At 73.8% G+C, this 18,505-nt stretch carries 15 protein-coding genes and 1 pseudogene; 8 read left to right on the forward strand and 8 right to left on the reverse strand.

All coding sequences use genetic code 11. From position 1 onward, the window contains the following. Positions 1–7: 7 nt before the first annotated feature. From NLU66_RS04385 to NLU66_RS04400, 4 genes are read right to left on the reverse strand one after another with little or no spacing between them, the layout of a single operon-like run. Positions 8–850 carry an alpha-1,2-fucosyltransferase gene (locus NLU66_RS04385; protein WP_259361725.1) on the reverse strand — a complete coding sequence of 281 codons (843 nt, stop codon included), beginning with the start codon at positions 848–850 and terminating at the stop codon, positions 8–10. Next, complete coding sequence (locus NLU66_RS04390; RefSeq protein WP_259361726.1) at positions 847–1,857, reverse strand: glycosyltransferase family 1 protein; 1,011 nt, start codon at positions 1,855–1,857, stop codon at positions 847–849. The genes NLU66_RS04385 and NLU66_RS04390 overlap by 4 nt, the downstream gene beginning before the upstream one ends. Next, positions 1,854–2,816 carry a glycosyltransferase family A protein gene (locus tag NLU66_RS04395; protein ID WP_259361727.1) on the reverse strand — a complete coding sequence of 321 codons (963 nt, stop codon included), beginning with the start codon at positions 2,814–2,816 and terminating at the stop codon, positions 1,854–1,856. The genes NLU66_RS04390 and NLU66_RS04395 overlap by 4 nt, the downstream gene beginning before the upstream one ends. Beyond that, a complete protein-coding gene (locus NLU66_RS04400) occupies positions 2,813–3,784 on the reverse strand; it encodes a glycosyltransferase family 2 protein (RefSeq protein WP_259361728.1) in 972 nt (323 codons plus the stop codon). The genes NLU66_RS04395 and NLU66_RS04400 overlap by 4 nt, the downstream gene beginning before the upstream one ends. 326 nt (positions 3,785–4,110) lie before the next feature. Between NLU66_RS04400 and NLU66_RS04405 the strand changes: the two genes are divergently transcribed. Together NLU66_RS04405 and NLU66_RS04410 are read left to right on the forward strand one after the other, a co-directional pair. Then, the gene (locus NLU66_RS04405; RefSeq protein ID WP_259361729.1) at positions 4,111–5,610 is read left to right on the forward strand and encodes a sugar transferase; all 1,500 of its coding nucleotides are present in this window, start codon (positions 4,111–4,113) and stop codon (positions 5,608–5,610) included. A gap of 239 nt (positions 5,611–5,849) precedes the next feature. Continuing rightward, positions 5,850–6,038: pseudogene (locus NLU66_RS04410) on the forward strand (VanZ family protein); the annotation flags it as partial. Between the two features lie 46 nt (positions 6,039–6,084). On the opposite strand, the gene NLU66_RS04415 reads toward NLU66_RS04410, so the two are convergent. After that, a complete protein-coding gene (locus tag NLU66_RS04415) occupies positions 6,085–6,975 on the reverse strand; it encodes a nucleotidyltransferase family protein (RefSeq protein ID WP_259361730.1) in 891 nt (296 codons plus the stop codon). A gap of 69 nt (positions 6,976–7,044) precedes the next feature. On the opposite strand from NLU66_RS04415, the gene manA reads away from it, so the two are divergent. The 3 genes from manA to NLU66_RS04430 are packed head-to-tail and all read left to right on the forward strand — an operon-like array spanning position 7,045 to position 9,727. Then, positions 7,045–8,247 (forward strand): mannose-6-phosphate isomerase, class I, encoded by a 1,203-nt coding sequence (gene manA, locus NLU66_RS04420; RefSeq protein ID WP_259361731.1) that lies wholly within the window; start codon positions 7,045–7,047, stop codon positions 8,245–8,247. After that, positions 8,244–8,552, forward strand: coding sequence for a PqqD family peptide modification chaperone (locus tag NLU66_RS04425; protein WP_259361732.1), 309 nt, complete (start codon positions 8,244–8,246; stop codon positions 8,550–8,552). Before manA ends, NLU66_RS04425 begins: the two co-directional genes overlap by 4 nt. Beyond that, on the forward strand, positions 8,549–9,727 hold the full coding sequence (locus NLU66_RS04430) for a hypothetical protein (RefSeq protein WP_259361733.1): 1,179 nt from the start codon (positions 8,549–8,551) through the stop codon (positions 9,725–9,727). Before NLU66_RS04425 ends, NLU66_RS04430 begins: the two co-directional genes overlap by 4 nt. Here NLU66_RS04430 and NLU66_RS04435 read toward each other — a convergent pair. Next, positions 9,690–10,259, reverse strand: a complete 570-nt coding sequence (locus tag NLU66_RS04435; RefSeq protein WP_259361734.1) for a hypothetical protein — start codon at positions 10,257–10,259, stop codon at positions 9,690–9,692. The two genes, NLU66_RS04430 and NLU66_RS04435, sit on opposite strands and share 38 nt — an antisense overlap. Before the next feature lie 342 nt (positions 10,260–10,601). Between NLU66_RS04435 and NLU66_RS04440 the strand changes: the two genes are divergently transcribed. Further along, the gene (locus NLU66_RS04440) at positions 10,602–12,248 is read left to right on the forward strand and encodes a choice-of-anchor G family protein (protein ID WP_259361735.1); all 1,647 of its coding nucleotides are present in this window, start codon (positions 10,602–10,604) and stop codon (positions 12,246–12,248) included. 85 nt (positions 12,249–12,333) lie between these two features. Here the strand turns inward: NLU66_RS04440 and NLU66_RS04445 are convergent, their stop codons facing one another. Further along, entirely contained in the window at positions 12,334–13,407 is a 1,074-nt protein-coding gene (locus NLU66_RS04445) for a TlpA family protein disulfide reductase (protein ID WP_259361736.1), read from the reverse strand. Between the two features lie 73 nt (positions 13,408–13,480). On the opposite strand from NLU66_RS04445, the gene NLU66_RS04450 reads away from it, so the two are divergent. Then, positions 13,481–14,935, forward strand: coding sequence for an aldehyde dehydrogenase family protein (locus tag NLU66_RS04450; RefSeq protein WP_259361737.1), 1,455 nt, complete (start codon positions 13,481–13,483; stop codon positions 14,933–14,935). 91 nt (positions 14,936–15,026) lie between these two features. Here NLU66_RS04450 and NLU66_RS04455 read toward each other — a convergent pair whose 3' ends face one another. After that, positions 15,027–16,865 carry a M48 family metalloprotease gene (locus NLU66_RS04455; RefSeq protein WP_259361738.1) on the reverse strand — a complete coding sequence of 613 codons (1,839 nt, stop codon included), beginning with the start codon at positions 16,863–16,865 and terminating at the stop codon, positions 15,027–15,029. Positions 16,866–17,047: 182 nt separating this feature from the next. Here NLU66_RS04455 and NLU66_RS04460 point away from each other — a divergent pair, with 182 nt between their 5' ends. Then, a complete protein-coding gene (locus NLU66_RS04460; protein ID WP_259361739.1) occupies positions 17,048–18,478 on the forward strand; it encodes an MFS transporter in 1,431 nt (476 codons plus the stop codon). The last annotated feature ends 27 nt before the right edge of the window (positions 18,479–18,505 follow it).

Genomic DNA, 18,505 nt, shown 5'->3' on the forward strand with positions numbered 1-18,505 from the left:
GCGGCCGCTAGCGCGGGAGGGGACGGAACCCGGTGCGCGGCCACGCGGGGTCGAGCATCGGCGCGACCCGCTGCCCGTCGGGGAGGATCTCGTGATGCGAGGGCGCGATCGCCCGGTGCGCGATGTCCCGGGAGCCCGCGAGGTAGCTGCCCCAGTAGGAGAAGGTCGAGTTCGCGAGGACCAGCGTGCGCGAGGCCGCGAGTGCCGCGAGGTCGTCGAACATCGACGTCCTGCCCCGCAGCGTCCGGAACGGACCGAGGATCTCGGCGAGCTCCCGGCGGCACCAGTCGACGTCGTCGGAGACGACGAGGACATCGGTGGTGTCCCGACCCTCCGCCCTCAGCATCGTGAGCGCCTCGGTCACGTGATGGGGGATGTCGAGCGCGAAGCGCCGGGAGAACTCCGGGACGGAGTAGTAGTCGCCTCGGCGGACGTTCACCACGACGGTCCCCGGCCCCACCTGCTCCTCGGCCGCCGCGATGCGACGGCGGAAGTCCGGGCTGCTCGCCACCAGCGCCCGGCAGAACAGCGCGCACTGCCGACGGTCGAAGTCGAGGTCGAAGACGAACCGCGTGGCGAAGCGGCGCCGGTCCAGGAACCGGAGGTCCGCCCGGTCGATCGTGAGCTCCCCGAGCAGTGGGAACTCCGCGAGCCAGTCCGGCATCGTCGCGGAGCGCACCACGGCAGCGCTCCTCCCCGCCTGACGCTCGAGGAACGCCCATTGCCACAGGTAGAGGTTGTTGCCGCCGCGGATCGCGTCCGAGGAGTCCTGGACGGTGCGTCGACCCAGGCGCTCTCTCGCCGAGTCGAGCGCCGCGCGCACGGCCCCGTCGAGGCCCCGGGCGGTCACGACGGCCCTCCGGTCGCGGTGAGCATCTCGATCTCCTCGTGCAGGGTGTCCAGATCGGTCCGGCCGAGGACGGCGGCGATGTCCCTGATCCTCCAACGCCAGTCGAGCCTCGCCCTGGCCTGCGCGGACTGTGCCCTCGCGGTGTCCGGAGTCCACGCACGCACGGCGTCCCGGAGCTGATCGAGGCCGTGCTCGAGGTCGTGGGGATCGAGGTCCACGGTCGCCCCGGGCCAGAGCGTCGCGGAGGCCGAGGCGGGGGCGAGCCCGGCGACCGTCGCCCCGGCGCCGAGGGCATCGGTCCACCGTCCGGTCAAGTATTCGCGGGTGGGATGAGTGTAGGGCGCGGGGCTGACGAGGTTCGAGAAGGCGAGCACGAACTTGGACCGGCGGAGGGCGGAGCGCACCTCGTCCTGGTTGCGCGCGGGATCGGGATGGAACGGCGGACGGCCCTCGACGACCAGGCCGCGGCTCTCCGCGAGCGCCCGGGTGCGGTCGTCGTCGTCCCAGGCCGGGGGCTGCCGACCGATCCGGACGAGGTCGACGGTCCTGTCGATCGGGTCACCGGTGAGGCGGAGCGTGTCGGTCCCCCAGGGGGCCGGGCTGACCGGCGTGCCGGTGGTGGCGCGCCATTCCTGCACGAGGTCTTGGTCCGTGATGAAGAGATGATCGAAGTGCACGCCGCGGCGCGCGATCCGCGAGATCCGATCCGTCCAGAAGGAGTCGATGACCCAGGCGACCGAGACGTCGTGGCCCGGGAGCCAGTGACGCACCCGGGCGGTGTAGGCGAGGTGCGCGGGGCTCGGGGCGATCACCAGGAGCGATCGGTGCGGGGAGCGTCGCCGGGGGAGCGACGCGGCGAGCTTCCGGATCGTGGGGACTTCGCCGCGGTCCTCGAGGATGCGCAGCTCTCCCCGGAGGAGGCGCGCGGTGAGGGCGGCGAGCTCGTCCACCGGACCCCAGCCCTGCCCGCCCGCCCGGATGTACAGCACGTCGAGATGGCCGGTCATCGTTCCTGATCCTCCATGGACGAGGGGGCGGGCAGCCCCGCGCCGAGCAGGTCCCGTGGAGCGTCGGCCGGCCCCCTTCGGAACGAGCCACGGGTGTTGCCGAGCGCGTAGGCCCACCGGAGGAGGATCTCCTCGACCGTGGCGGATCGCCGTAGGGGCAGCAGCGCGCTCGCGGCGGCGGTGCGGAGGAGGTCCTCGTGCCAGGGGAGCACCGTGGAGAGGTCGGCGGCGTCGTGCCGGGCGAGGAGGACGCGCTTCGCCTCGGCGGCGCTGTAGGCGTACCTGAGCCGGGTGCGCAACCTCGTCCGACCTCGGTACCCGATGCGCACGCACTTCGAGATCGGGATCCGGTGCCCGGCGCGGCGCGCGCGGAACGCCAGGTCGTTGTCGTCCCCGAAGTGCGCGAACGACTGGTCGAAACCGCGCAGCTCGATGAGCGTCGTGCGGCGGGCGCCGAAGTTGCCTGCCATGAGGATGGGGAAAGGGGTGCGCTGGTCGTCGAGGGGTGCCTCCCAGCTCGGGGGAGGTGCGTCGATCTCGGCGCGCACCGGGCCGGGACCATGGGTGAAGTACGTCGGCGCGAGGGGGATGGCGGAGCCGCTCCAGAGGGCTGCGGTCTCCGTGGTGCGCGCGCCGTTGCGCACCCAGGTCTGCGAGACGACGTCGTCGGCGTCGCAGAAGAGCAGCGACTCGGAGCGGGCGTGGGCGATCCCGACGTTTCGCGCGTAGGAGGAGCCCTGGTGCTCGTGCGCCGGGACGATGCGGAGCTCGAAGGCGGGCGAGGACCGGAACCGCTCGACGGCGCTCTCGAGGTCCCCGGCAGGGTCGTTGTCGACGAGGACGACCTCGAACGGTGGGGGGTCGATCTGGTCGCTCAGCGATGCGAGCTGGAGCCCGATCGTCTCCGCGGCACGGAAGCACGGGATGATCACGCTGACCTGGGGCGGGGGCGCGTTCATGGCGTCCCGGGGGTACTCGTGCGGGGCCGCCGGACACGGCGCTTCGCCGAGCCTGCGGCCCAGGCGAGCAGATGGCGGGCGAGGGCGGGCCTGCTCGAGGCCCCGCCGCGGGCGCTCCAGAGCATCCGGCCGGAGGTGCGGGCGTCCATCGGGCTGCGGGACGCGCGCTTGGCGAGCTCCCATCGCCGCGAGAGGGCGAGCGCGCGCAGCTCCGGCTCGGCATCGGAGTAGTGCTGAAGTGCGGCGTCCAGCGCGGTCAGGAAACGCGGGCTCGTGGCGGCGAAGCCGGTGGCGCCGAGCGAGGTCTCGAGCCGGCGCACGGCGACGAGCTTCTCGTCGGTCCAGGCGAAGGTGTGCGCCTTCGAAAGGCGGACGAGCAGCTCGAAGTCCTCGTAGAACAGGTCCTCGCGATATCCGCCCGCGGCCTGCAGTTCAGGGGTGCGGAAGAACAGGGAGGCGGCGGGGATCCAGTTGCGGTGGATCAGCTCGGCGAAGGGCCGCTCCCGGACAGAGGGGGAGTCCGGCCAGGGGAACTCGTCCTTCGAGGACTCGGCGACGCGGCGCGAGTCGCGGTCGATCACCTCGGCGTCGCTGTAGGCCAGGATCGCGTCCGGAGCCTCGCGGAGCAGCGCGAGGTGGCGCTCGATGCGCTGCGGGGCCATGAGGTCGTCGGCCGAGATGTAGGTGAAGAACGGGGTGCGCACCGTCGCGAGATGGAGGTTCAGCGTGCGGTTCAGGCCCAGGTTGGTCTCGTTGCGGTGCAGCTCTCCGAAGCCAGGGTGCTGGGCGAGGTAGTCCGCGATGACGTCGGGGGTGCTGTCGCCGGAGCAGTCGTCCGCGACGATCACCCGCTCCGGCGGCGCGCTCTGGGTGCGGATGCTGTCGAGGCACTCGACGACGAAGTCCGCGTGACGGTAGGCGACGACGAGGACGGTGGTCGCCCCCGCGGATGTCGATGTCGCCGGCATGCTCGAGCTCCTCCGGGCAGGTCTCTCTCGGTCGTGCGCAGGGTGTTCGGCCCGCTCGACGGAACGATACCGGGCGATTCGCCCGGTCGGGGTCGCCGGCGGCGCGCCGTCGCGAGGGAGCGCGAGCACCCCTCGTGCGCGCCCCTCCCGACGTACCGGTCGGTCACTTGACAGGTTCGTGCAGGAGCCGCGTGCAGCCGGCCACGAATCGGTTGTTTTCCCTGGAAACCGGGCGTTACGATCAACCTCGGGTGGGGAAGGGCGGCACGACGACGTGGCCGCCCCGGTCCACCCTGCCGCGTCGTCATGGGAAGGGGAGGAGCCGGATGTCGCTCGCACGTCCCTCCGTCACGACCTCCCCGGCCGGAGACCTCCACGAGGCCCCCTCGCCGCTCCCTGCCTCCCCGGGCGCGCGCGTGCTGCGCCGCCGGCTCGTCCTCATCATGGTGCTCAGCGATGCGCTCGCGATCCTCGTCGCGGTGCTCGGCTCCTTCGCCGTGCGGCAGGCGCTGCTGGGCCGTGCCGGGGACCTCTCCGAGAACGTCACGGACTCCGCCTGGGTGATCGGGATCGGCTGGCTGCTCGCGATCGTGTTCTTCCGGGGGTACGACGCCCGGCTCGTCCCCTCCGGCACGGAGCTGTACACGAACGTCGTGCACGCCTCCGCCGCCGCGGCCGGCCTCGTGGGCGCGCTCGTCTACCTCGTGCAGATCGAGCTGTCCCGCGCGTTCTTCGTCGCCCTGTTCCTCATCGGCCCGCCGCTGCTGCTGCTCACGCGGGTGATCCTGCGCCGGGCGCTGAACTCGATGCGTCGCCGGGGCCGCTTCCGTCAGGGCGTGATCGCCGTGGGCGGGATCGGCCATGTTGACGGCATCGCCCGCACGCTGCACCGCGAGAGCTGGCTGGGCTACGACGTGGTGGGCGCGGTGACGCACGACGGTGCCGTTGAGCCGGCCTCCACGCTCGGCATCCCCGTCCTGGGCCGTGAGAAGGACCTGCTCCGGATCGTGGACGTGGTGAAGCCCGGCGTCCTGCTGTTCACCGCGGGCGCGCACTCGAGCGCGGAGGAGTTCCGGCGCACCGCCTGGCAGCTCGAGGACCAGGAGGTCAGCGTCATCGTGGCGCCCGCGCTCTCGGAGATCTCCGCGGGGCGCGTGCAGATGCGCCCGGTCGCGGGCCTGCCGCTCGTGCACATGGACCTGCCGCGCTCGCGGGAGGCGCTGCGCTGGACGAAGCGCGCCTTCGACGTGGTGGTCAGCTCGGTGCTGCTGGTGATCCTCTCGCCCGTGCTCGCGGTGACCGCGGTGATCGTGCACCGGCACGACGGCGGCCCCGTGATCTTCCGCCAGCAGCGGGTGGGCCGCGGCGGCGTCGAGTTCAGCTTCCTGAAGTTCCGCACGATGGTGACCGACGCCGAGGCGATCCGCGTGGAGATGACGGAGCGCGCCGTGCAGGACCGCGGCAACGCCGTCATGTTCAAGATGCGCAACGATCCGCGGATCACCCGTCCGGGCCGGTTCCTGCGCCGCTACTCCCTCGACGAGCTGCCCCAGCTGTGGAACGTGCTGCGCGGGGACATGAGCCTCGTCGGCCCCCGCCCTGCCCTGCCGCGGGAGGCCGCGGTCTACGACGACGACGCGCGCCGCCGGCTCGACGTCCGCCCCGGCATCACCGGCCTGTGGCAGGTCTCCGGCCGCAGTGACCTCTCCTGGGAGGAGACGGTGCGCCTGGACCTCTACTACGTCGACAACTGGTCCTTCATCCAGGACATCCAGATCCTCGTGCGCACGGTCCGCGCCGTGCTCGCCTCCTCCGGGGCGTACTGACGGTGGCGGCGGGCGCGTCCCGCGGCGCCCCGCAGGGTGACGCCGGCCGGGCCCCCGCGCGCCTGCCGCGGTGGCTGATCGCCCTCGCCCTGCTCGTCCTGCTCGCCGTGCCCGCGGCCGGCGGGGTGCTGCTGCTGACCTCGGACGGCTGGGCCGTGAACCGCGCCAACGTCGCCGTCTGGCAGGCGACCGTGGTGCCGCTGGGCCTCGGCGGCGCGGTCTCCCCGGAGGACTTCGCGGTGCTCGCGAACGTCCTGCTCTTCGTCCCGGTGTTCGCGGCGCTCGCCGTGCTCGTGCCGAGCTGGTGGTGGGTGCTCGCCGCGGCGGCGGTCTCCGGGGCGGTCGAGCTGCATCAGCTCTCCCTCGGGACCCGGGAGGCGTCGATCGGGGACGTGCTCGCGAACACCGCCGGCGCGGCGCTCGGCGTGCTGCTGGGGTGGGCGGTCCGACGGGCCGTGCTGGCCCGGCGTCGCCTCAGGGCCTCGGGCGGGGCGACCGCCGGCCCGGGAGTCGGCGACGCAGCATCCCCCGGAGCTGCCGGGCGGCCCGGAACCACCGGTCCCGGCTCTCCCGGCGGAGCTCCTGCGGGCTCGGATCGTGGCCCAGCCTCAGCGCCAGATGGTCGGGGTTGACGTGGAGCGCGGCGACCAGCAGGGCGGCCCGCTCCCGCGGCCCCCGCGCGTCCTTCAGCCGGGCGATCCAGATCTGGGTGGGGCCGGCGCCCGCGCGGGTCGCCGTCCACAGGTGCTCCCCGGCGCCGCCGCGCGCCCGCTCGGGGCGGTCGGTGACCAGGGCGAGGGGGACCCGCGCGCCGAGGTTCTCGCCGAGGGCGTCGATCTCCGCTCGCTCGGTGGGGCTCGCGTCGGTCCAGGAGACGCGGACGTCGTGACCGGCCCTCCCCATCGAGTCCCGGGCGGCGTGGACGAGGAGCAGCAGGCGCTGCGCGGGGAGCGCGGGGACGGCGCAGTCCACACCGCCGAGGTCCCGGGTCTCCCGGGCCGCCCACAGCGTCTCGAAGGTCTGCGCCGGGTCCCGGTCCACGCCGGGGAAGGAGCGGTGGACGTCGACGGTGCCCCACAGGGGATGGTGGAAGGTCGCGGCATGGCCGAAGACGCTGCCGTGCTCGAAGCTCGTCACCTGCGCCCATCCCTGCCCCTCGAGCAGGCGGCAGTAGCCGGGCACGTCACCGGGGTCGACGAGCACGTCGCAGTCGGTCGAGGAGCGGCGGCCCTCCGCGAGCAGCGGGTGCAGGGCGGAACCTTTGAGATGGAGGATCCGGGCGCCCAGGCGGGCGGCATGATGCTGCAGGACCCCGTGCGCCAGACGCAGGCGCACGGCATCGGGGACCTCCAGACTCGTGCTCACCCGGCCGAGTCTAGGAGCGGATGCGCCACACTGGGCGACATGGGGAGCGAGAGGAGGCCGGGGCGCGGCATGTGGGAGCTCGACGGGCACGTGCAGCACTATGCATGGGGCTCCACGACCGCGCTGCCGGAGTTCCTGGGCCGCGAGGCGGACGGCACCCCGTGGGCGGAGGTCTGGTTCGGCGCGCACCCGCTCGCGCCCTCGCACCTCGGCGGCGGCGCCCGGCTGGACGAGATCATCTCCGCGGACCCGCACCGGATGCTCGGCGACGGCGTGCGCAACGGCTTCGGCGACGCCCTGCCCTACCTGCTGAAGGTCATCGCGCCGGAGCAGCCGCTGTCCCTGCAGGTGCATCCCACCCGCGAGCACGCCGCGGAGTCCTTCGCGGCGGAGACCGCCGCGGGCCTGCCGCTGGACTCGCCGCTGCGCAACTACCGCGACGCGAACCACAAGCCGGAGATGGTCGTCGCGCTGACCCGCTTCACCGCGCTGTGCGGGTTCCGCACGCCCCGCCGCGCCGCCGCGATCCTCGACGGTCTCGGCACCCCGCTCACCGACCGCCTGCACCGGCTGCTCGTGGACAACCCGACCGCGCACGGCATGCGCGCCGCGTTCCGGACGCTCATCGCCGCCTCGATGCGCCCGCCGGCCTCCGCCGTGGACGAGGTCGTCGAGGCCTGCCGGGCACGGCTGGACGCGGGCACCTCCCCGTCCCCGCGCATCGACCGCACGGTCGTCACCCTCGCCGAGCACCATCCCGGGGACGCGGGCGTCGTCGCCGCGCTGCTGCTGAACCCCGTCACGCTGCAGCCGGGGGAGGCGATGTTCGTGCCCGCGGGCATCCTGCACGCCTACGTGCACGGCGTCGGTCTCGAGATCATGGCCGCGAGCGACAACGTGCTGCGCGCGGGCCTGACGCCGAAGAAGGTCGACGCCGAGGAGATGCTGCAGTGCGTGCGCGTCGCCGCGGCGCCCCCGCTGCGCGTCGCCCCGGAGCGGCAGACCCCGCGCAGCGTCGCCTACTACGCGCCGGTGGACGACTTCGAGCTGTCGATCACGGACCTCGAGGACGCCCCGGGCCGCTTCCAGCCCCGGCACCTCGTCCCCGGCGGCGGCCCCCGCATCGTGCTGGGCCTCGAGGGGGAGGTGCTCCTGCAGACGGACTCCGGCCGCTCCCGCCTCCCTGCGGGGCGCGCCGTGTTCGTGCCGGCCACGGCCGGGGTGCTGCGGGCCGGCGGCGCGGGGCGCTTCGCGCAGGCGAGCGTCCCGTGACCCGTTTCCGGCTGCGGCCTCACGTGCTCGAGCAGGACGAGGACGGTGTGTGGATCGGCGCGCTGCCGCACGGTCCGATCGTGCACGTGGGCGGCGTGGGCGAGCTCGTGCTCGAGACCCTGGGCGCCTGGGAGGACGGCGGTCGCACCGGTGACGGAGCGGCGCTCACCCCCGCGCAGATCGCCGCCCACCTGCACGCGAGCATCGAGGGGATGCCGGAGGACGCGGAGGCGTCGATCGGGGAGTTCCTCGACCAGCTCGTCCTCTCCGGCCTCGTCGAGAGCCTTCCCGAGGAGGGCCGATGACGGACCCCGCCCCGCTGCGCCTCGCCGTCGGCGGGCTGCAGGCCGAGCTCGTCCTCCATGAGGGCCATGCCGCGCTCGCCGCCGAGCTGCGTGAGCTCTGGGCCCCGCAGCTCCTCGACCCGGCGGATGCCGGCGGTGCGGCGACGGACGACCTGCTGCGCCTCGAGCTCCTCGCCCCGGAGGAGACGGGGAGCGCGGGAGCGAGCCGGATCCGTCCCGGTCCCGGCGCCGCCTACGAGGTCTCCGGGCTGATCACGCGGCGTGTGATCGAGAACCTGATCGGCCGCCGGATCCTCCTGCACGCCGGCGCGGTGGACCACCCCCGCCACGGCACGCTTCTGCTGGTGGGGCCGTCGGGCGCGGGGAAGTCGACGGCGACCAGCGTGCTCGCCCGCGGCGCGGGGTACCTCTCCGACGAGCTCGGGATCCTGGACCCGGAGACCTTCGCCGTCACCGGCTACCCCAAGCCCGTTTCCCGCGTGGAACCGGGGACCCCGGGGCTCGGGAAGCGGGACCTGTCGCTCGCGAGCCTGGGCCTGAGCGCGCAGGCGAGTGCCGCGGCGCCGGCACAGGTGCTGCTCCTGCGCCGCGTGAAGGACGCCGGAGCAGGCGCCCCCGGGGCGGCCTCGTCGGCCGTCGAGCCCGCTGAGCCTGCCGAGGACGCGGCGGTGCGGGCCCCGCTGCACGAGGCGCTCGTCGCCCTCGCCGAGCAGTCCTCCTCGCTGTGGCGCGTCGAGGGCGGCGGACTCCAGCGGATCGCGGAGCTGCTCACCCGCTGCGGGGGCGCCCTGGCGCTGCGCTACCGGGAGGCGGAGTCGATCACGACGCTGCTCGACCAGGCACCTCCCGGCGAGGAGGAGCCCTGGATGCCGATCATCGCGGCGGCGGGGCAGGGATCCCCGCGGCCCGGCGAGGTGCGGGTCGTCCCCTTCGCGGACGCCGTCGCCACCGCCGACGGCACCGTCGTGCTCACCGCCGGGCAGGTGGTGCATATGCCGGGCCTGCTGGGCCTGGTCTGGCAGCTGCTGTGCGAGGCCGGCGGGCTCGAGGCGGGGGAGCTCGAGGCGGAGGTGGCCGAGCAGATCGGACCGCACCCGCGCAGTCGTGAGCTCGTCGAGGACGCGATCGAGCAGCTGGTCAGCGCGGGCTGGGTGAGCCGGGGGCCGACGGCCTGAGCAGCGCGGCGAGCGACTCCACGTGCCGCTCCAGGAGATCGGCCGTGGCGCGGGCCTCCTCGAGCGGACGCCGGAACGGGTCCGGCACCTCGTGCTGCCGGGTGACGGGCCGTCGGGTCCACTGCGCGATCAGTGACGGGCTGAGCCCACCCTCCTCCTCCGCCATCCCCTGCAGCGTGGGGACGGCGCCCAGCAGGCCGGTGCGCCGGGCGACCTGCGGGAACTCGTCCAGGAGGTAGGCCCGCTGCCGGGCGGACATCGTCAGGACGAGATCGGCGTCGAGATCCGCCGCGTCGACCTGGCGCGCGCGGAAGCCGGAGGCGTCCACGTCCCGTCCCTCGAGCAGGGTGCGCATCTGCCCCTCCATGGGGCTCCCCTCGAGCGCGTCGATGCCGCGGCTGGCGATCTCGAGGCCGGGGACGCGGGAACGCAGCAGCAGCTCGGCGAAGGGGGACCGGCACACGTTGCCGGTGCACACGACGAGCACGCGGGGGAGCGCGCGGGCGCGGGGCGGGGCGGCGTGCGGGGTCACGCGGACCAGGCTACGACGGCCGACGGGCGGCGGTGATCACGGAATGTGACGGCGTGTGAACGACCCTGCGTCCCAGGCCGGGAGGGCATGAGCCACTACCGACAGGTAAGGTCACAAGTGGATGACGAAATCTCGGACCTGTCCGTTATGTCGGATACCCCACGCGGGCGCGTGACAGCATTCCAACCAGATGGTCGGCACGAGGACGCTCCTGGTCGCGGCCGCATCGAACCCCCAGCGCCGGTCCCTTCCCAGGGCCTGCGGAGCATGTCCCGTCGTTGTCGAGACCGACCCCCGTCCTGCCCGCAGGCCGGAGGCGCCCCAGTGTGAGAAGAGGTCCTCGTGCCCGTCCCCCGTTCCGTCGAGCCGCGCCCCGCGCACCGGCCCGCCCCCTCCCGTCGCGCCCTCATGCGAGGCGCCGCCTGGTCCGTCCCCGTCGCCGCGGCCGCCGTGTCCGCGCCGGCCCTCGCCGTCTCCGCCACCTGCCTCCCCGAGGGCACGCTGTTCGACGCGCAGTCGCGCGGCATGCTCGTGAGCGGCGGCATCGCCGGCATCGACCTCGACACCATCGCCGAGGTCAACGGCGTCCACGCCCAGGCCTTCGACCCCGCGGCCCCCGGCGCGGACGGCACCGTCTCGGACACCGACGCGAACCCGCTCTCCGTCACCGCGCTCAGCGCGCTGACGATCGACCTCGGCGGCGTCGCCGGCACCCTCTCCTCGATCCTCGACCTCGTCGCCGGTCAGGACGCGGGCGTCGTCGGCCAGTACGCCTACGCCAACGAGGCCGTGGGCGGCACCAACACCGCCGAGATCGGCTCCTCCGGCGCCGTGGGCGACGACGGCGCGGTCACCCTGGACACCTCCTCGGCGAACCCGCCCGCTCTGGGGCACATCAACCTCTACTCGCTGCTGCAGAACGCGACCGGGCTGAGCGGCGTCTCCGCGCTCGTCGCCTCGATCAGCGACCTCACCCTCGACGTGGGCGCCGCCGCGGGCATCGCGGAGATGGACTCCCTGTGCGTCGCCCCGACCCTGGCGACCGCGAGCGCGGACGAGGTGCAGCGCGACTACCTGCTCGCCTACCTCCGCCTGCTCGTGGAGAGCGACACGGTGGGCGGCCTGCTCTCCGGCCTCACCGACGCGCTCGACGGCGGCCTCGACGTCAGCACCTCCGCCGTCTGGGACATCCTCGAAGGCGTCCCGCTGCTCGGCAGCCTGCTCGCGGCCCTCGGGGAGAGCGCCCTCGAGGTCACCGCGACCGTGGACCTCACCCAGCTCACCGGCTCCCCGCTCCCCGACGAGGAGAACGCGGCGCTGCAGCTGGACCTCGGCGAGGGCACCATCCTCATCGACCTCGCGAGCCTGCTGGGCGGTGCCTACACCGGTGACATCTCGACCTGGCTCAACGAGCTCGCCCCGAACACGCGGCTCTTCGTGGACGCCGGCCTGCCGAACGACGCCGTCACCTCCCTGCTCGACACCTGGGTGGACTCGCTCGTCGAGCGGCTCAAGGACCTCATCACCGTCACCGTTCGCGCCGGCAGCGTAACCGGCCTCGGAGCGACGGGCCTGCTCATCCAGGGCTCGCTGCGGCAGTTCCTCGAGGGCGGGGCGACGGCGACCTTCGTCCTGCTCGGGATTCCCGTCAACCTGGGGGCTCTCCTGAACCCGCTGCTCGCGAGCATCGGCGGAGTCGTCCAGGGCACCCTCGACACCCTCCTGAACGACAACGCCGTCGTCAACACGGCGCTCGACGCCGTGGGCAGCGTGCTCACCGCCCTGTTCACGGTGCTCGAGGGGGTCCTGCGGATCACGGTGAACGCGCAGAACGCCTCCTCGGGCGTCGAGCCCGCGGCCTACTCCTCGATCTCGCCGGACGGCCGCTACGACGTCGCCGCGCTCCACATCGAGCTGCTCGGCGCGCTGAACCTGCTGAACCTCTCCCTCGCCCGCGGCTCCGTCGGCGAGAACCTGCCCCGCCTCTGAGAAGCGGCGCACGCACGGACGCGCCCCGCGTCGGCCTCCCTCAGGAGGACCGGCGCGGGGCGCGTCGTGTCGTGGGTGGCAGGGATCAGGACGGCTCGGCCGCGGCGAGCTCGCCGGCGGCGCGGGCCTCCTCGATCTGCTCGATGATCTCCTCGACGAACGAGATGACCTGCTCGCCGCCCGTCACCGGTCCGCCCGCGAGCTGACCGTCGGCCCCCAGCAGCACCGCCATCGGCGCGCCCCGACCGCCCAGCTGCTCACGCGCCGTGAAGTCCGGATCGTGCAGCGCATGGCCGGGCACCCGCTCGAGGGTGCGCGGGCGCAGGTTCTCCACGGGGCGGCCGAACACGGCGCTCACGAGCATGATCGGCTCGAGGGTCTCGATCCATCCGGGCATCGCGTCGAGCACCCGCTCGCAGGGCCCGCAGCCCTCCGTCGCGAACACCAGCAGCGCCGCACGCGTCGAGACGAGGCGGCGCAGGGACACGAGCTCCCCGTCCTCACGCTGCAGGATCGCCGCGGGGATCGCCGTGCGCTCGTAGTCCTCGAGCTCCTCGTCATCGGCCTCACCGGAGGGGGTGACCAGCTGGTCGCCCTCGTGCGGCGCCGGGGTCGGGGCGCGCGAGGCGCCGGGCTCCGCCGTGCGCTCCACCCCGCCGAGCACGAGCACCACGAGCGCCATCGCCACCACGAGCACCACCACGAGCGTGAGCAGCGACAGCGGGGCGCGCACGAGCGCATCGGCGATCTGGCCGCGGGCGGCGGCGGTGACCGTCACGAGGGCGAGGAGGGTGAGCAGCACGTTCCGGGCGAGCGTCGCCTTCGACACCGTGGGCGAGGCGAGCGAGCCGAAGCACGAGCACTCCACCTTCTCCTCGAAGGTCAGCGCCCGGGCGATGATCACGAGGTACGCCGCCATCAGCAGCGTCGCGAGCACGGCGAGCACCACCTGCAGCGGCACGAGCGGCACCCACAGCAGCAGCGCGAGCACGATCTCCGCCGCCGGCAGCACGGCCGCGACGAGGTGGTGCGTGCCGCGCGCGGGCAGGCGCAGCGAGGTCATGGCGTCCTGCGTGCCGCGGCGCTCACCGAGCTTCGCGATACCGGACACCAGCAGGATGATCGACAGCAGGATCGGCGCTGCCACCAGGATGCTCATCGGGTTCCCTTCGTCTTCGACCTCCCCATTATCGCCACCTCCACGACCCCCTGGCGCGGCCTAGGCTGGTGACATGTCGACCCCTGCTGACGACGCCCCCGCCACCTCCCCGGACCAGCACGCGCCGGCCCTCCGCGCCGATGTCGCCTCCCGCATCACGGCCGACGTCGCCGCCCTCCGCGCCTCCGCCGCCCAGGGCCTCGCGCGCCCCGTCGCCGCCCGGGTCACGGAGCTCGAGGCGCTGCGCCGCGGCATCCGCGCCCGCCGCCGGGACCTGCAGCGGGCCCTCGCGGCGGATCTCGGCAAGTCCGCGACGGAATCGTCGGTCACGGAGATCGGCCCCGTCCTCGCGGAGATCCAGATGGCCGTGAAGAACCTGCGCTCCTGGGCCCGCCCCGCGCGCTTCTCCCCGGGGGCCCTGCTCGCCCCCGCGCGCGGCAGCATCGTGCGGGAGCCGCTCGGCACGGCGCTGATCATCGCGCCCTGGAACTACCCCGTGAACCTCACCCTGTCCCCGCTGGTCGCGGCGATCGCGGGCGGCAACACGGTGCTGCTGAAGCCCTCCGAGCTGGCCCCCGCCACCTCCCATGTCATCCGCAGCCTCATCGAGGAGCACCTCGATCCGGCGTGGGTGCGCGTGGTCGAGGGCGCCGTCGAGGAGACCACGCACCTGCTCGCCGAGCGCTTCGACATCATCTTCTACACCGGCAACGCGACGGTGGGCCGGATCGTCGCGCGCGCCGCCGCCGAGCACCTCACCCCGACCGTGCTCGAGCTCGGAGGGAAGTCCCCGGTGTTCGTGGACGAGGGGGCGGACCTCGCGACCGCGGCCCGCCGGATCGTGTGGGGCAAGTTCACCAACGCGGGCCAGACCTGCGTGGCACCCGACTACCTCATGGCGACCCCCGCGACGCTCGAGGCGCTCGTCCCCGAGCTGCGGGAGGCGGTGCGGGAGATGTACGGCCGCAACCCCATGCGCAGCGCGGACTACGGGCGAATCGTCTCCGAGCGGCACTTCGACCGCCTGCGCTCCCTCGTCGACGACGACCTCGCCGTCGTGGGCGGCACCGCCGGCGCGGACCGCCGCCAGCGCTACCTCGCCCCCACGATCCTCGCGGGCGCGAGCTGGGACGACCCGGTGATGGCGGAGGAGATCTTCGGCCCGATCCTGCCGCTGCTGCCCGTCGAGGGTCCCGCGGAGGCGATCGCCCGCATCAACGCCGGCGAGAAGCCGCTGACGGCGTACGTGTTCAGCCCGTCCCACGAGGTCGAGGAGCGCTTCGCCGAGCAGACCTCCTCCGGCTCCCTCGCCCTGGGCCTCACCCTCGCGCACCTGGGCACCACGGCGATGCCCTTCGGCGGGGTGGGGGAGTCCGGCCACGGCGCGTACCACGGGAGGGCCGGCTTCGAGGCGTTCACGCACGCCAAGCCGATCGTCCGCAAGCCGCTGCGACCGGACACCCTGCGCACCGTCTACCCGCCCTACCGGGCGCCCCGCCGGCGGATCCTGGGCCGCCTCTTCCGCTGACCGCCGCCCGGCACCGCTCCTCACGCCGACGGCCCCGCCCCTGCCGATGCAGGGACGGGACCGTCGTGCTGTGCCCGATCCGGGCCGGTGCTCAGCCGCCGTAGGGCGCCGGACCGGAGGGGGCCGACGGGCCGGGGCCCTGGCCGTACGGGTCCTCACCGTTCTGCGGGCCCTGGGTGTACGGGTCCGACGGGCGCGCCTGCCCGTAGGGGTCAGTGCCCTGGCCGTACGGATCCGTGCCCTCGCCGGGACGAGAGATCCGGGTGGCGCCGTACATCGAGTCGTCCTCCGGGGCCGCCGGGGCCGACGACTGGCCGTACCCGCCGCCCGGGGCGGCAGGAGCGGACGGCTGACCGTAGCCGCCCGCGGGGGCGGAGGTCGCCGACGGCTGCCCGTAGCCGCCGGCCGGGGCCGCACCGTATCCGCCGGTAGGAGCGTCGCCGGTGGGAGCGGGACCGTTCGACGGACCGCCGAAGGGACCGCCCGTCGGGCCACCGGCAGGGCCTCCCGTCGGCCCGCCCGTCGGCCCGCCCGTCGGCCCGCCGGGCCCGGTCGGAGGCGCCGTCGGCCCCGCAGGACCGGTCGGGCCCTCCGGAGCGATCGAGCCCACCCGGCGGGCGAGCAGCGGCGCGGCCTGCTGCATCTGCCGCATCGAGGGACGCGCGGAGTAGTCGCCGCCCACGAAGCGGCCCCACTGGTCCCCGCTGCCCGCAGGACGGACGGCATCCGCCTGGGCGAGCATGCCGAGCGCCTCCGAGGGCGTCGGGTAGGGACCGGAGAAGGTCGAGCCCGCGGGCAGCGGGCCCTCGAACAGGCGCTTCCCGGGCCGGATGAACATGCGGCCGGGCGCGGAGCGGTCACGCAGGGCGTGCGCGCGCCAGGTGTTCACCGGGTGCGTGGACTGCCACTGGGTCAGGTGCACCCAGAAGCCCTTCTCGCTCGCGGCGCGATCCGCGAGCTCGTGCACGTTGACCTCGGCGTTGAGGTACTTGCCGCCCGCGAGCACCCCCATCACGCCCCACGAGCCCTCGGGCGTGTGGAGGTAGCCGTAGTTGTCCGCCGTGTACTCCTGCGAGCGGGACAGCGCCATGCCCACGAAGGGGATCTGGTAGGCGAGCTGCGTGAACAGCAGTCGGAAGTAGGAGACGTGGCCGGCGGCCAGGTGGCCCACCTCGTGGCCGATGATGAAGCGCAGCGCCTCCGGGTCGCGCACCGTGCCGCCCACCTCGAACAGGTCCGAGTAGACGACGACCGTGCGGCGGAACCCGTGGCCGGAGGCGAAGGCGTTGATCGTGCCGTTGCCGGCGAGCACGTACGCGTCCGGCACGCGCCGCAGGCCGAACTCCTGCGCCGCCTCCGCGACCATCCGGTACCCCTCGGGGAACTGGGTGGGGGACATGCGCACGCCGAACACGCGCATCTGGGCGTAGATCAGGGCGCGCTGGATCCACAGCAGCAGCGGCAGCGACAGCACGATCGCGGCGATCTGAACCACGAGCGGGTTGAAGCCCAGGGACTCCCAGTCGTCGCCGCGGGCCGCGAGCCAGATCGTGATGATCCCGATCGAGAGCAGCGCGAGGACGGTGAGCACCGAGATCACGGCCGCGATGACGACCATGGGGATCTCCCACGGGTGGCGCATGCCGCGCCGGCCCATGACCCCGTGGGTCGTCGCGCCGTTGATGAGGTTCGGGGCCTCGGTGCGGCCCCCGCCCTGCGGGCCGGGAGGACCGCCCGGGCCCGTCGGACCGCCCGGACCGAGGGGACCGCCGGGGCCCGCGGGCCCACCGGGACCGGACGAGCTGCCCGGCCCGCCGGGGCCGTACGGACCGGAGGGTGCGCCGGGGGAGCCGGCGGCGGGACCCTGCCCGTAGGGCGTGGGGACGGCGGGCCGATCCCACTGGGGGCCGGAGGACGGCGGGACGCTCATGACTGCTCCTTCGAACGTGGACGGCTCGACGGTACCGCCGCGAGGTGCATGCTCACAGAGCGCTGTGGACGGTCCCGACCTGCGGACGGACCTCGTCGACCTTCGACGCGATCGGGTCCGACGCGCGAGGGACCGGGGGAGGGGCCTGCCGGGACCGACGCCGCCCGGCCTATGCTTCTGTGGTGATACCCGATCCCAGCGCGCCGACCCCTCCGGTGCGCCGCAAGGCCCTGCTCGCCGTCCTCATCGCCCCGCTCTTCATGGCCCTCGTGGCGATGAGCGTCATCAACGTCGCGCTCACCGCGATCGGGACGAGCTTCGAGGCGGACAGCGGCGCCCTGCAGTGGGTCATCTCCGGATACGCCCTCGCCTTCGCGGTGCTGCTCGTGCCCGCGGGCCGCCTCGGCGACGCGACCGGCCGACGCCGGATCTTCATCGCGGGCGTCGCGATCTTCACCGTGGGCTCCCTGCTCAGCGGGCTCGCGCCGAGCATCGAGGTGCTCAACGTGTCCCGCATCCTGCAGGGCATCGGCTCCGGCCTGCTGAACCCGCAGACGGTCGCGCTGATCCAGAAGCACTTCCGCGGCCACGACCGCGCCCGCGCCTTCGCGCTGCTGGGCACCGCCGTCGCCGTCGCCACCGCGTTCGGCCCCGTGCTGGGCGGTGCGCTCATCCAGCTGCTGGGGAACGACACCGGCTGGCGCTGGATGTTCTTCATCAACCTGCCGATCGGCGTCGCCGGCATCATCGGCGCGCTCCTCATCATCCCGGGCGACTCGGTGCGCTCGAAGCGGCTGCCGGACCTCGATCCCGTGGGCACCGCGCTGCTGACCCTCGCGATCCTCGGCGTCATGTTCCCGTTCCTCGAGCGGGGCGCGAACGCCCTCGTGTGGCTGACCTTCCCCGTGGGGCTCGTGGTGCTGGGCCTGTGGTGGATGTGGGAGCACCGCTACCGCTCCCGGGGCCGGCCGCCGATGGTCGACCCGGCGATCTTCGCGAGCCGCCCGTTCCGCAACGGCATCCTCATCGTCTCCATCTACTTCCTGGGCGCGACGAGCGTGTGGATCATCGTGCCGCTGTACCTGCAGATGCACCTGCACCACACGGCCTTCGAGGCCTCGCTGCTGGGCCTGCCCTCCTCGATCGCCGCCGCGATCAGCTCCCAGGTCGCCGGTCGTCGCGTTCTCGCCATGGGCCGGCGGCTCGTGATCATCGGCTTCGCCGTCGCCTTCTGCGGCCTGCTCGGCACCGCCCTCGCCGTGGGGCCCGTCGAATGGGGCTGGCTGCCGTTCTGGTTCCTCGCCGTGCCGCTCACCCTCATGGGCGTCAGCCAGGGCATGACGATCTCCCCGAACCAGACCCTCACCCTCAACGCCGTGGACCCCCGCTACGGCGGCGTCGCCGGCGGCATCCTGCAGCTGGGCCAGCGCGTGGGCGCCGCGATCGGCACCGCGATGATCCCCGGCATCCTCTTCTCCCTCACGGAGTCCGGGACCTCGTGGCTCGAGGCGTTCATCATGGTCGCCGTGATCATCATGGTGCTCACCCTCGCCGCGATGGGGGTCAGCATCATCGACCGCAACCGCGAGAAGTCCGCTCCCGGAGCGCTGTGAGGGCGCGGCGGCGGGGGCCGACGGTGC

The organism is Brachybacterium sp. NBEC-018, from assembly GCF_024860185.1.
Taxonomy (GTDB): domain Bacteria; phylum Actinomycetota; class Actinomycetes; order Actinomycetales; family Dermabacteraceae; genus Brachybacterium; species Brachybacterium rhamnosum.

Coding starts and splice junctions, on each gene's coding strand:
- NLU66_RS04390 (WP_259361726.1), bottom strand. CDS start 1,857: ATGACCGGCCATCTCGACGTGCTGTACATCCGGGCGGGCGGGCAGGGC.
- NLU66_RS04395 (WP_259361727.1), bottom strand. CDS start 2,816: ATGAACGCGCCCCCGCCCCAGGTCAGCGTGATCATCCCGTGCTTCCGT.
- NLU66_RS04400 (WP_259361728.1), bottom strand. CDS start 3,784: ATGCCGGCGACATCGACATCCGCGGGGGCGACCACCGTCCTCGTCGTC.
- NLU66_RS04405 (WP_259361729.1), top strand. CDS start 4,111: ATGTCGCTCGCACGTCCCTCCGTCACGACCTCCCCGGCCGGAGACCTC.
- manA (WP_259361731.1), top strand. CDS start 7,045: ATGTGGGAGCTCGACGGGCACGTGCAGCACTATGCATGGGGCTCCACG.
- NLU66_RS04430 (WP_259361733.1), top strand. CDS start 8,549: ATGACGGACCCCGCCCCGCTGCGCCTCGCCGTCGGCGGGCTGCAGGCC.
- NLU66_RS04445 (WP_259361736.1), bottom strand. CDS start 13,407: ATGAGCATCCTGGTGGCAGCGCCGATCCTGCTGTCGATCATCCTGCTG.
- NLU66_RS04450 (WP_259361737.1), top strand. CDS start 13,481: ATGTCGACCCCTGCTGACGACGCCCCCGCCACCTCCCCGGACCAGCAC.
- NLU66_RS04455 (WP_259361738.1), bottom strand. CDS start 16,865: ATGAGCGTCCCGCCGTCCTCCGGCCCCCAGTGGGATCGGCCCGCCGTC.